This is a genomic window from Halalkaliarchaeum desulfuricum, assembly GCF_002952775.1.
Taxonomy (GTDB): Archaea; Halobacteriota; Halobacteria; order Halobacteriales; family Haloferacaceae; genus Halalkaliarchaeum; species Halalkaliarchaeum desulfuricum.
The window spans coordinates 975,012-987,586 of sequence record NZ_CP025066.1 but is presented as its reverse complement, the minus strand read 5'-3'; the positions used below and the strand labels follow the sequence as shown (position 1 = coordinate 987,586).

The window sequence follows — 12,575 nt, the reverse complement described above, 5'->3', positions numbered from 1 at the left end:
CCGGATAATAACGCTTACCCCTGTCACCGCCATATCGCGTGACATGACAGACGAAATCGCCGGGATTTCCGGCGAGCGGGACGATTCGAGTTCCGCACCGACTGTGTACGATCTCTCGCCGAACTGTACGCTCGAGGACGTTTCGGAAGGCGCCTACTATCACGCCGTCGTCAACGGCGTCGTCGACTACGGCGTGTTCGTCGACGTCTCCGACGTCGTTTCCGGCCTGATCCACGAGTCGAACCTCGATGAGCGCTACGAGGTCGGCGACCGACTGATCGTCGAACTCGAGGAAGTTCGCGAAAACGGGGACGTCGCCTTCGATGTCGTCGATCCGGACGACTACCGCACGGAAGCAATCGAGCACGAGCCGGAAATCACCGACGTCGAGATGCTCTCTCCCGGCGCCGAGGTGACGATCGAGGGGCTCGTCGTCCAGATCAAACAGACTGACGGACCGACGATCTTCCACGTCAACGACGGCACCGGAATCGTCCCCTGTGCGGCCTTCGAGGAGGCGGGCGTGCGGGCGTATCCCGACGTCGCTGTCGACGATCCGGTCCGGATCGCCGGATCCGTCGAGAACCACCAGGGAAGCCGGCAGGTCGAGGTCGACGAACTGTCCGCGCTGGCCGACGAACGGGCTCACGAGGTGACGGAAACCGTCGAGGAACGGATCGACGAACGGGCCGAGCCGATCGACGTCGAGCCGCTGGTCGAGTGGGAGGCGTTCGAGCCGATCCGCGAGGACCTCCGGGAGCTCGCCAGTCTCCTCCGCCGGACGGTTCTCGAGGGACGGCCGATCCGGGTGCGTCACCACGCGGACGGCGACGGGATGTGCGCGGCGATCCCGGTTCAGCACGCTCTGGAGGCGTTCGTTCGCGACGTCCACGGCGACCCCGACGCACCGAGACATCTGTTCAAGCGGCTGCCGAGCAAGGCGCCGTTTTACGAGATGGAGGACGTCACCCGCGACCTCAACTTTGCACTCGAGGGGCGCGCCCGCCACGGACAGAAGCTGCCGCTGCTTTTGATGCTCGACAACGGCTCCACCGAGGAGGACGTTCCCGCCTACGAGAACCTCGCACACTACGACATCCCGATCGCGGTGGTCGACCACCACCACCCGGATCCGGAGGCGGTCGAGCCGCTGCTTGACGCCCACGTAAACCCGTATCTCCACGGGGAGGATTACCGGATCACGACAGGGATGATGTGTGTCGAACTCGCCCGGATGCTCGTCGCAGACGTCGGCGACGACCTCGAGCACGTCCCCGCAGTCGCCGGAATCTCCGATCGGTCGCGCGCGGAGGCGATGGAGGAGTACATCGCCCTCGCAGCCGACGCCGGATACGACCGGGACGCGCTGGTCGACATCAGTGAGGCGCTGGATTACGCCGCTCACCTGCTGCGGTACAGCGACGGCGAGACGCTGGTCAACGACGCGCTCAACGTCGGCTGTGACGACGAACAACGTCACCGGGAACTCGTGGAGTTCCTTTCGAGTCGGTCCCGACGCGACGTCGACAAACAGCTCGCGGCACTCGAGCCACACGTGGAACACGAGCGACTCGCCTCCGGCGCACACCTCTATCGCGTCGACCTCGACAACTTCGCCCACCGGTTCACCTACCCGGCACCGGGCAAAACGACCGGCAACCTCCACGACAGGAAGGTGACCGAAACCGGCGAGCCGGTGATAACGATCGGCTACGGGCCGGACTTCGCGGTGCTCCGGTCCGACGGCGTCAGACTCGACATCCCGCAGATGGTGACCGAGCTGAACGAGGAACTCCCCGGAAGCGGAGTCTCCGGCGGCGGCCATCTCGTCGTCGGCTCCATCAAGTTCGTGAAGGGACGGCGGTCGGAAGTGATCGACGCGCTGGTGGAGAAGATGGCCGACGCGGAGCTCGACGAGGCGCTCTCGTCGGCGGCGACGCCGGAGTAGGAGCGTTCGGTTCCGAAAGCGCGGAGATTCTCCGGTCAGAAGAAGCGAACCCGTCGCCTGGCGATTTCACCTCCTGTGAGTGTTACGACTGTGAATCCACCCAGCAGCCCGACGGGCGTCCGGAAGCTCCCGCCGTGCCAGTCGGCCGCGAGGACGCGCCAGTAAAACTCCGCGATCGCCGGGTTCCCCACCGCAATCAGTAGCTCCCGGTTCCGCGACCCGGCGTGGTCGTTCCAGTTGAGCGAGCCGACCACGGCGGTGTCGTCGACGACAGTTCCCTTGGCGTGGATCCTGTCGAACCGCCCCCGTGGCTCGACGATCCGGGCGTCGAGATCGCCCCCGGCGACGTCGAGCCCGCGCAACTCCTCGACGAGCGCCTCGTTTTCCTCCCGGTCGTACCACGCGCCCGAAAGCAGCAGCCTGACCGTCGCACCGCGCTCGGCCGCGCCGATCGCCGCCTCCACGAGCCGGTAGTCGGCGCCGCCCGTCCGTGGAACCACGACTGCGACCCGGTCGTCGGCGTCGTCGATCATCGTCTCGAGTTCGGACTCGGCGTTGTCGGGCGCCAGAAGCAGCCTGACGGAGGCGTCGTCGAACTCCGCCGCCGGAAACCTGTCCGGGTAGCTTCCGTTTGTCGTCGTACCCTCGCGTACGGTCGCGTCGGATTTGTACTGCGCCCAGGGGACGGCGTCACGCCATCCCGAGTCGTGTTCGAACACGGACGCCACGGCCGCGGCGACGTCCCGATCGTCCACGCGGACGCCCCACCCTCGGTTCGACGCCCCGCCGGTTCCGGAGGGTTTCCAGTTCTCCGTGAGCGCCACCACCGAGTCGTCGGCGACGGCGTACTTCGCGTGATGGTACGTATATCGCGTGTACTCGCCGTCGAGCACCCGAACGTCGATCCCCCGTCGGTCCAGGAACCGAACCACCGCGGCCTGCGTCTCCGTGGCGCCGCCGACCGGGCTCCCCTCGAGGAGCACTCGCACGGTCACACCGCGATCGGCGGCCGCGGCCAGCGCGTCGGCGAGCCGCCAGGACTCCAGCGTGTAGGCGGCGAGATACACCCGGTCGTCGGCTTCGCGGATCGGCGCAACTGGCTCGTCCGGGGCGTCGGGCAGGACGAACGCCCGTCCCGAGATGTCCTCGAACGTCTTCGGCTCACGGGGGTCGAACCCGTCCGCGCGCCATCCGCCGTCCGCGTCCGGCTCCCGAACCAGTTCGCCGTCTCCGCGGAGCCACCGGGCGCCTGCGGGGGCGCGTCCGTACGAGATTTCGTCTTTCGCCGTTCCGTTTTCCGAAAGCGTCAGCGTCTCTCCGGCGTCAGCCAACTGGAGCCGCCCCTCGAGGCCGTAAACGGGGTCGTTCGTGTGCTCGGCCGCGACCTCCGGTTCGGTCGAGACGGCGAACCGTCCCGTCAGGTCGGGTACCTCGACGGTCGTCGTCCCGTCGGTCAGCGTCCAGTTCCCCTCGGTCGGCACCGCCAGCACGACGTACTCCCCCGGATCGCCATCCGCGTGCGGGTTCGGATACGCTTCGAGGATCCGAGCGTCGTCTCCCGTGGGGTCCGGGGTGCGGTTTTCGACCGTCTCATTTGCCGCTGGGGTTCCGGAAACGGTGGGAACTGCCCCGAACAGCACAGCAGCGAGGAGCCACACGACCACGACAGCGACGACCGGTGGTGGACCGATATCGGTCGACTGGGTCGGGACGACGTTTCCGGAAGCCATGGCCGGTGCTGGCTCGGTATCGCAGATAAGTGGCGGGAGGGCATCGGCACAAGCGCTTATTTTCCAGCACCCGTGTTCCCACTGTGGAGTTCGAATCAGCACGGGAACGGATGGTCGAGGCGATCGATCCCGAACTCGAGACGACGGCTGCCGCCCTCCGGGCGGTTCCGCGCCACGAGTTCGTCCCGGAGCGGTGGCGCGATCTCGCGTACGCGGATCGGCCGCTACCGATCGGCGGCGGGGCGACGATCACCGCGCCGGGGATCGTTGCGGAGATGTGCGATCATCTCGCGCTCTCCTCGGGGGACCGAACGCTCGAGATCGGCACCGGCTGCGGCTACCACGCCGCGGTGACCGCCGAGATCGTCGGCGCCGGAAACGTCTACACGGTCGAGATCGACGCCGAACTCGCCGACGCCGCCCGCAAACGACTCACGGAGCTGGGATACGGGGCGGTGTCGATCCGCGTGGGGGACGGACGCGAGGGCTGGCCCGAACACGCGCCCTACGACAGGGCGTATCTGACCTGTGCCGATCGGTCGTTTCCCGACGCGGTCGTCGAGCAGGTCCGGTCCGAGGGGTTGCTCCTCGCGCCGATCGGCCTCGCCGATCAGCGGCTCGTGCTGGCAAAGAAGCTCCGGGACGGATCGCTCGATCGGCTCGACTGTGGCCCCGTCCAGTTCGTCACCATGCAGGGCCCGGACGTTTGATTACCGCAGCCGCCCAACCAGCGGTATGGCGATCCTGGTTCCGATAGACGACTCAGACCCGTCGCGTGAGGCACTGGAACTCGCGTACGCGGAGCATCCGGACGCGGAGTTTCTGGTGTTGCACGTGCTGGATCCCCAGCGGAGCGTCATCGCCGGGGGGCTCGGCAACATCGACGCGGCGATGGAGGCCGTCCAGGCGGACGCGGAGGAACTGCTGGAGGACGCAAAGCGCCTGGGGGACGAGCGCGGCGTCGACGTCGAGACCGAACTCGCGTTCGGGCGTCCGGCGCGGGTAATCGTCGAGTACGCAGACCTCGAGGGGATCGATCAGGTCGTCATCGGTAGCCACGGTCGTACCGGCGCCGCGCGGGTACTCCTCGGAAGCGTCGCGGAGAAGGTGGTTCGTCGCTCGCCCGTCCCGGTGACGGTCGTCAGATGAGGAGCCGGGGCCGCAGCTTCAGGCGGTCGGTTCGGCTTCGTCGCCGAGCGTCGCCTGCGCCTTTTCGGCCTCCGTCTGGAGGAGGAACGAGCGCTCGTCGTCGTACTCGGCGGCGATCTCCAGCGCCTCGCGGGTGCCGATCTGTCTGAGCGCCCACGCAGCGGCGGCCCGGGTGGTGTCGTCGTCGTCGGTCTCGAGGGTCTCGGACAGCGGCTGAATCGCCCGCGTGTCGCCGATGAGTCCGAGCGCACGCGCGGCGACCGGACGGACATCGGCCTCCCCCGCCGCCAGGTGGTTCGCGATCGGCTGCACCGCCTCCCGGGAGCCGATCTCGCCCAGCGCCTTCAGCGTCACCTTCTGTAGCTTCGTGTCGTTGTCGGGTTCGACGTACTCGACCAGCGTGTCGACGGCCTCCGTTGCGCGCATCTTCCCGAGGATACGGATCGCGTCGTGGTTCCGCCGGTTCGCGAGCCCGAGCATCTCCTCGATCGCTTCGTCGGTGGCGGCGGTACGGCCCATCCGTTCGAGCGCCTCGAGGCAGTGTTCCTCCATGTAGTCCGACTGGAGGGAATCAAACGCGAGCAGCACCATGTCGACGTTGCCGCGCATTTCGTGCTCCTTGAGCGCCGACCACTCGACGGGGAAGTCCTTGTAGTGGCCCAGCACGTCGTAGTACCCCTCGGCTGCGAGCTGGTCTCTGACCTCGAGGTCGCTCCACTCCTCGGCGTCTTCGAGCCCGGCCTCCAGCTCCTCGACCGCTTCGAGCAGCGACGCGATGGTCTCGGCGTCCTCGTCGGCGTCGAGCCCGGCGTCTTCGACCGCCCCCTCGACGGACTGGAGTGCGGCCACGAGCGCGCCCCCCGAGCCCTCTTCGGCGTCAGTTTCTGCGTCGCCGTCGATCTCGAAGGAGGCGTCGAGCGCCTCGCCGACCGCCTCGAGGAACGCCGACACGGCTGCCTCGACTTCGGGAACGCCGTCTTCCGTCCACCGGGTGCTCGAAAGCGTCGACCGGGCTCCGGAGACGGCGTCGACGACGTCTTCGCCGTACGGCCCGCGGGCGTTCTCGATCCCGTCTCGCAGGTCGGCGATCCGGTCTTCGAGTTCCTCGACCGGGGACGGCCCGTCGTCTTCGTCGTCGTCCCCCTCTTCGCCTTCCTCTTCGGGAAGTTCGACGTCGTCGAGGTCGCTTTCGACTCCGTCGAGGTCGGCCTCCACGTCGTCGAGGTCGTCTTCCGTCTCCGCGGCCTCGAGCGCCGCTTCGACGTCGTCGAGTCGCTCGCGGAGCTCCCCGATGAGTTCCGGTTCCTCCTCGCCCCCGTCCGCGTCGGTTCCCTCCGCCGCGTCGGCGTCCTCGCCCGCATCGGCGTCTTCGCTCATATAACGGGAAATCTGCGTGACATCCATAAGGGCGTTTCGCTTGCCGTCGCGCCCGGCCGGTGACGGCTCGCCGCGCGGGGTTTCAGGTCCCCTCGGCGCTGTCCTCGGCTTTTGCCGCCTCCGCGCGGGGAACCGTCACGTCAGGGAGGTCGGACTCGATGGCATCCCGGCGGTGTTCGAACTCGCCGGGGAGGACGAGACGTCCGCCGAGTTCCTCGAGGGATTCGTCGCTGTCGTATCCGGGGCCGTTCGTGGCGAGTTCGAACAGGACCCCCCCGAACTCCCGGAAGTACACCGACCGAAACCAGTGGCGATCGATCTGTGCGGTCGGCCTGAGCCCCGCAGATTGAACGGCCGAGCGCATCGCCTCCTGGTCGGCGTCGGTTGGGGTCTGGAACGCCACGTGATGGACGGTTCCGTGCCCAGGTCGGCCGCCCTCGATCGTCGGGAGGATGTCGACGTACCTGCCGACGGGTCCCGTCGCGGCGAACCGTGTCCGCTCGTCGCCGGGCGCGTCCCCTTGCGCTTGCTCGGTGCCGGTCTCCTCGAAACCCATCGTCTCGAGCAGTTCTTCGGTGGGTTCCGGATCCGCGAGCCACAGCGTCACCGAGTGGAACCCCCGAATCGCTGCCTCCTCTGGGACGAACTCGGTCCAGGGAACGGTGGTATCCTCGGCCGGGATCTCGACTTCGACCAGTTCGACCGGCAGTCCGTCGGGATCCCGGAACGGCAGGACGCTCTCGCCGAAGCGCTCGAGGCGGTCGTCGTACTCGACGTCGTGCCGGTCGAACCGATCCTCCCAGTAGTCGAGGCTGCCGTCCGGAACCCGGAACGCGGTCCGTGCAACCTGATCCGAGCCGATTTTCCCCTGCGAGAGGTCTTCCCACGGGAAGAACGTCATGCTCGTTCCGGGAGTACCCTCGGCGTCGGCGAAAAAGAAGTGGTAGGTGCTGGGATCGTCCTGGTTGACCGATCGCTTGACGAGGCGGAGACCGAGCGTCTCGACCCAGAAGTCGAGGTTCCGCTGGGGATCGCCGGCGATGCAGGTGACGTGATGGATTCCGGGCGTGGGCGTCAGACCAGTCATTACCGCGGATACGTGTCGGAACGACTTCAATCCACCTTGGCACACTCGTGGTACCTTTCTTTCTCCCACTCATCGCTCTCGCCGTTGTCGATCACTGACTCCCTTCGAGAAGTTCGACGACGGCCGTAATTCCGGGCTTCCCGTCCAGCCACCAGACGACCGTTGCAAGCGCCAGCAAGCCGAGTTCGGGCCACCACGTGGTCACGGTCACGTCGCCGACGACGAACAGTGCCTTCTCTCCCTCGTATGCGGGCGATTCCGTCAGCGGCCACAGGAGAAACCCGAGTTCGGCGTGTTTTCCCAGCAGTAACGGCCAGAACGCGTCAGCGATGGGGTGTGACAGATACCCGATCGCAAATCCGTTGCCGACAGTGTTCGAAAGCGAAGACCGCCGGACTGCGACGACCACGACCACGGTCACCGGTACTGCGACGAGCAGCGAGTGGGCGAGCGTACGGGTACTCGGTAGGGGTAACAGGAAGTACAGTGGCTGATCTATGAGATCCGGCAGGAGTGCACCGCCGACCAGCGCAAGCGTGGCCAACCCCCCCGGAGGCCTCCCGCTGGTCAGGTGAGTCCAGCCGGTGTACACGAGGTACGCGAGGCCCGGATGGACGACTGGAAGCACGTCGGTCGTATTGGGGGCGAAACGGAAAATAGGCTGCGTCGTAGATCCGGTTGAGTACGGAGACGACTGGCTGCTGTCGTCAGGTACTTAAGGGGGACTGTCGACTGTTTCGAGTAGCGTATTCTACTTGCCTCGGACCCAGGTGGCGACGAGACGGACGCCCATCGGAGGTTTACGACAAACGTTGAAATGGGGGTTTATTATCGTCGAACTCGTTTCATCGAACGATGATGCAGACCTCGCGGCCGACAAAGCAGGTTCCAACGGAGCTACAGTCGCCACAGGCGAAGTTGGTGTATCTCTACCTGTCCACACACGGGAGTGCGACGATCACCGAACTCCAGGAGAACCTCGGGATGAAGAAGCTCTCGCTGTACGGCATCCTGAAGACGCTTCGGGAGGAGGGGCTCGTCGGACAGCGGACGGACGAGTACGTCCTCACCTGAGATTGTATCGAGCCGAGAACGATCGAGACGACCGTCGTTAACGGCGCTTCGAGCGAGCTTTTCTGACGGTAGCGCCCTCGCGTACCACGTCCTCGCACTTCGGACAGGCGCGCGGATCCTCCACGTCGTTCGGAGTGAACACGCGTGCGTACGACCGGGTGACGAACGAGCCACAGTTTTGGCACTCGGGCATATGTAGACGTATTCGAATTTACGTAATAATTCTTTGTGCCTGTGAGGTTCCTTCCGGCAGTGTCGGTCGTCGGCTCGCTTGCTGTCGGCTACCGTCCGTTTCCCTGGATCACACGGCGTCGGCTGCGCCGATCGACCGGCTCTTTTCCCCGTCGACGGGCGCTCCCAGCGCGTACATCGTGTTGTGGCCGGTCACTTCGAGTTCGAACACGTCGCCGGGTTCGACGCCGCGTTCGTCGGCCCGCTGGACGATTATCTGGCGGTAGGCGCCGTCGCGACACTTCACCGAGTCGCCGGTGCCCGGACGCACCGCGAGGACCGTCCGGCGGGTCCCGACCATCGACTCGTACGCCTCGCCGACGACGCGTCGCTTCAGTTCGGACATCGCCTTCGACCGCTCCTTTTTTATCGTACCGCCCAGCCCCTTCATCTCGGCGGCGTCGGTGCCGGGACGCTTCGAAAAGCGGGTGACATTGATCTTCTCGGGTCGGACCTCCCGTAGCAGTTCCATCGACCGCTCGTGATCCGCCTCGGTTTCCGTCGGGAACCCGACAATAAAGTCCGTCGACAGCGTCCACTCGTCGAGCCGGTCGTCGAACGTCTCGACGATCTCCCGGAAGTACTCCGTGCGGTGCTGTCTGCGCATCTCGTCCAGCACCTCGTCGCTGCCGGACTGTACAGGGAGGTGAATGAAGTCGTACAGCTTCCGGTTGCGCGCGAAGACGTCCGCAAGCTCCTCCCGAATTCCGTGGATTCCACCGGGGTTCGCCATGCCCAGCCGGACCCGGAACTCCCCGTCGATCGCACAGATCCGATCGAGCAGCTCCGGCAGCTTCCGCTCGCCGGTGTCCCAGCCGTAGACGCCGGTGTCCTGGCCGGTGACCCGGATCTCCTTTGCGCCCGCGTGCACCAGCGCCCGGGCCTTCCGGACGTTCTCCTCGATCGGCGGGGAGTCGATCCGGCCGGTCGCGAACTTGGTGATGCAGTACGAGCAGTTGCTCATACAGCCGCGAGCGATCGGGAGGATCCCGACGACGCCGTCGAGCACCGGCTCGGTGTCCGGGGTCGTCGTCGGACACTCCCCGTTGAGGATCGCCGACGGCACCTCGTCCCAGTGGAGGATTTCGGCGTCGAACCCGGCATCGCGGAAGAGATCCCCCTGTGCGAGGGCCATACAGCCGGTCACGACCAGATCGGCAGTGTCTTCCGCGAGCTCTTCGGCCCGCCGGAGCATGTTCCGTTCGGTCTTCTCGACGACGGTACAGGTGTTGAGGATGGCGACGTCGGCGTCGTCCGGGCCGTCCGCCGGACGGTGGCCGCCGTCCCGGAGCGCCCGCTCGATGCGGCGGCTCTCCCCGCGGTTGGACGTACAGCCGTACGTCTCGATGTGATACGTCGCCATCGGAGTACCGTCCGTTGTGGACGGACGAGCAAAAGTTCGACGGATCGCGCTGGTGGCTACTCTTCGGAATCCAGGTCAGTGCCAGAGTCGGACCGGCGACCGAACAGCCGTTCCCTGATCGACCGACGCCGAGGACGTTCACACAACAACACCGAGCAGTCGACCTCGTCGACGATGCCATACACCAGCGATCCACGGAGCAGCCGCGAGAGCAGTCCCCGTTCGGTCGCCCCGATGATCACCATCGTGGCGTCCTGGGAGTGGCGCCCAATCGCCGTCTGGACGTCGCCACCGGTGTCGACGGTGAGCTCGGCCCCGCCGAGATCGTTTTCCTGGGCCCATTCGCCCAGGAACTGTGCACCGGCGGCACGCTCTTCCTCGTCGTCGACGACGTACAGGAGTTCGACAGTTGCCTCGCGTTCCTCCTTGAGCGTTTGGGCTACCTCAGCCGAGAGATCGGAGTCGCTCCCGCCGGCGGTCGGGACGAGCACGTGACTCGGATCGAACCCGCGGTCCTGCATGACGAGGAAGTCACACGGGAGGTTTCTCGTGAGCTCGTCTAATCCCCGTTCGACGCGACCCGACGACCAGAACGGTTGATCGGCCCACCCCATCACGACCAGATCTGCCTCGCCCGTCTCCGCCGCATCGAATATTTCCTCGAACGACCTGTGTGAGATGACGGTTCGGGTTTCGATGTCGACATCGAGGGTCTCAGCCTCCTCGGTCGCGTTCGAAAGCAGGCGCTCGGATTCGACGTCGAGCTGTTCGAGTCGCTCTGCACCGGCCGACAGCGGAACCTGATCGGGGACGGTGACGATGTGTACCGCCTCGACGACCCCGTCGCGCGCCTTTGCCATTACGGCGGCGAGTTCGAGAAGGTCGCTTGCCGTCCGCGGGTTCGCGAGCGGTACCATCACCCGGTAGTTCGCCTGCTCGGGTTCGACTTTCGAGGCCGCAGACACAGCCGCCTCCGGGAACTCCTCGGAGCGCTCGCTGATGTATTGGCCAAGATACCCCTGGTGTTCGGTGTGTCTCCGGGCGTAGATGAAGTACCACGCGATCGCTGCCAGGACGAATCCGATCGAGAGCGCGATTTCGATCCCGTCCATGAACCCGATCAATCCCAGTGACAATACCGCCCCAAGGATCGGCGTCACCGGGTACAGCGGGACGGTGAAGTCCGGGTCGTAATCCGGAACGTCGGCCTCGCGGAACACGATAAGCGCGGTGTTCATGAGCGCGTAGACGATCAGGTGAAGCACCGACGCCGCCTTTGCGAGGATCTCGATGTCTCGACCGAGCAGCACAATGAAGACGATGATCATGCCTCCCGTGAGCAGGATCGACCGGTACGGCGTCGAGTAGCTGGGATGGATCTCGTTGAGCCAGTCGGTGACGATCTTCTCTCTGCCCATCGCGAAGTTGATCCGGGCCGACGAAAGGATCGAGGCGTTCGCCGAGGAGGCGGTCGCGAGCAGGGCACCGAGCGTCATCGCGGTCGCTGCCGCCACTGCGACGCCCGGGATCGGCCCGATCGATTCGGGAAACGCCACGAGCGCAGCCTGGGCGACCGGCGCCTCGATGCTGAGATCCGGCCACGGGATGACCCCGAGCATCACTGTGACGAGGATCGCGTACACGACGGTGACGAACGCGACGCTGCCGATCACCGCGATCGGGAGGTTCCGACCGGGGTTTTTCATCTCCTCGGCGACGGTTGCGATCTTTGCGTATCCCAGGAACGAGACGAAAACGATGGCCGTCGCGGGGAGCAGTTCCCCGTAGCCGAGGGGAACGAGCCCGCCGGAGCCAGTCAGGACAGCATAGTCGAACGAGAGCCATCCCGCGACCGCGAAGACGCCGAGGATTGCCAAAAGCGTCAGGACGATGATCGTCTGGACGCCGCCGGTTTCCTTCGCCCCGATGTAGTTCACCCCGACGAAGACGATCCCCGCCAGAAGCGCCCCGACCTGGATCTCGTTCAAAAAGAGGATGGAGGGAAGCGTCAACAGTTCGGCGAGATACTGCCCGAATCCGATCGCGTAGAAAGCGGAGGCGAACGCGAGTCCCATCCAGTCGCCCAGCCCGGCGATCGAGCCGAACATCGGTCCGAGCGCGCGGTTCACGTAGTAGTACCCACCGCCCGCTTTCGGCATCGCAGTTCCCAGTTCCGAGACGGACAGCGCGTTAATCATCGCGATGATCCCCCCGATGACGAACGAGACGACGACCAGTGGTCCCGCCTCCTGTGCCGCCAGACCCGGGAGCACGAAGATTCCGGCTCCGATCATCGTGCCGATCCCGATCATCAGCGCCGACAGGAGACCGAGGTCCTTCGCCAGTTCTTCTTCAGCCACTCTCGCTCACCTCGGTTACGGCGCTCCAGAATTCCGCTTCAGTGCGTCGGTCGCCTTTCCGCAGTCTGTGTCGTGCGTCCATTGTTCGATCGGTGTTCGTCTCAATAGGTCCGGACGGAAGTTTGCGGAGACCCTGCTGTGGAGGTTGTCCACCGGAAGTCATGTTACTGTTTCGGCCTCGGTCACGCGAGCACAGCCCCCTACAACGTCTGTCACGTCTCTGTTCATAAAGGCAAGTAGGTTAAAAGCGATTCGA

General features: G+C 65.6%; 11 protein-coding genes. 4 read left to right on the top strand and 7 right to left on the bottom strand.

The window, feature by feature from the left end:
- The first annotated feature begins 43 nt into the window (after positions 1–43).
- Positions 44–1,948, top strand: coding sequence for a DHH family phosphoesterase (locus AArcSl_RS04890; protein ID WP_119815820.1), 1,905 nt, complete (start codon positions 44–46; stop codon positions 1,946–1,948).
- Positions 1,949–1,983: 35 nt separating this feature from the next.
- On the opposite strand, the gene AArcSl_RS04885 is transcribed toward AArcSl_RS04890, so the two are convergent.
- Positions 1,984–3,678 (bottom strand): phospholipase D-like domain-containing protein, encoded by a 1,695-nt coding sequence (locus AArcSl_RS04885; protein ID WP_119815817.1) that lies wholly within the window; start codon positions 3,676–3,678, stop codon positions 1,984–1,986.
- Between the two features lie 110 nt (positions 3,679–3,788).
- Between AArcSl_RS04885 and pcm the strand changes: the two genes are divergently transcribed.
- Positions 3,789–4,388, top strand: coding sequence for a protein-L-isoaspartate O-methyltransferase (gene pcm, locus AArcSl_RS04880; RefSeq protein ID WP_119821732.1), 600 nt, complete (start codon positions 3,789–3,791; stop codon positions 4,386–4,388).
- Between the two features lie 25 nt (positions 4,389–4,413).
- The gene (locus AArcSl_RS04875; RefSeq protein WP_119815814.1) at positions 4,414–4,827 is read left to right on the top strand and encodes a universal stress protein; all 414 of its coding nucleotides are present in this window, start codon (positions 4,414–4,416) and stop codon (positions 4,825–4,827) included.
- Between the two features lie 18 nt (positions 4,828–4,845).
- Here the strand turns inward: AArcSl_RS04875 and AArcSl_RS04870 are convergent, their stop codons facing one another.
- The 3 genes from AArcSl_RS04870 to AArcSl_RS04860 form a co-directional block, all read right to left on the bottom strand.
- On the bottom strand, positions 4,846–6,204 hold the full coding sequence (locus AArcSl_RS04870) for a HEAT repeat domain-containing protein (RefSeq protein ID WP_245883362.1): 1,359 nt from the start codon (positions 6,202–6,204) through the stop codon (positions 4,846–4,848).
- An 82-nt stretch (positions 6,205–6,286) separates the two neighbouring features.
- Positions 6,287–7,291, bottom strand: a complete 1,005-nt coding sequence (locus AArcSl_RS04865) for a VOC family protein (RefSeq protein WP_119815808.1) — start codon at positions 7,289–7,291, stop codon at positions 6,287–6,289.
- Positions 7,292–7,382: 91 nt separating this feature from the next.
- On the bottom strand, positions 7,383–7,919 hold the full coding sequence (locus AArcSl_RS04860) for a metal-dependent hydrolase (RefSeq protein ID WP_161945909.1): 537 nt from the start codon (positions 7,917–7,919) through the stop codon (positions 7,383–7,385).
- Between the two features lie 230 nt (positions 7,920–8,149).
- On the opposite strand from AArcSl_RS04860, the gene AArcSl_RS04855 reads away from it, so the two are divergent.
- Positions 8,150–8,365, top strand: a complete 216-nt coding sequence (locus AArcSl_RS04855) for a helix-turn-helix domain-containing protein (protein WP_119821730.1) — start codon at positions 8,150–8,152, stop codon at positions 8,363–8,365.
- A gap of 37 nt (positions 8,366–8,402) precedes the next feature.
- On the opposite strand, the gene AArcSl_RS17020 is transcribed toward AArcSl_RS04855, so the two are convergent.
- The 3 genes from AArcSl_RS17020 to AArcSl_RS04845 all read right to left on the bottom strand — a co-directional run bounded on the left by AArcSl_RS17020 (position 8,403) and on the right by AArcSl_RS04845 (position 12,319).
- Positions 8,403–8,558: a DUF7563 family protein gene (locus tag AArcSl_RS17020; protein ID WP_193588503.1), complete on the bottom strand. Its 156-nt coding sequence runs from the start codon at positions 8,556–8,558 to the stop codon at positions 8,403–8,405.
- A 108-nt stretch (positions 8,559–8,666) separates the two neighbouring features.
- Positions 8,667–9,959 (bottom strand): tRNA (N(6)-L-threonylcarbamoyladenosine(37)-C(2))-methylthiotransferase, encoded by a 1,293-nt coding sequence (locus AArcSl_RS04850; protein ID WP_119815801.1) that lies wholly within the window; start codon positions 9,957–9,959, stop codon positions 8,667–8,669.
- A 56-nt stretch (positions 9,960–10,015) separates the two neighbouring features.
- Positions 10,016–12,319: an amino acid permease gene (locus tag AArcSl_RS04845; protein WP_119815798.1), complete on the bottom strand. Its 2,304-nt coding sequence runs from the start codon at positions 12,317–12,319 to the stop codon at positions 10,016–10,018.
- Positions 12,320–12,575: the final 256 nt, after the last annotated feature.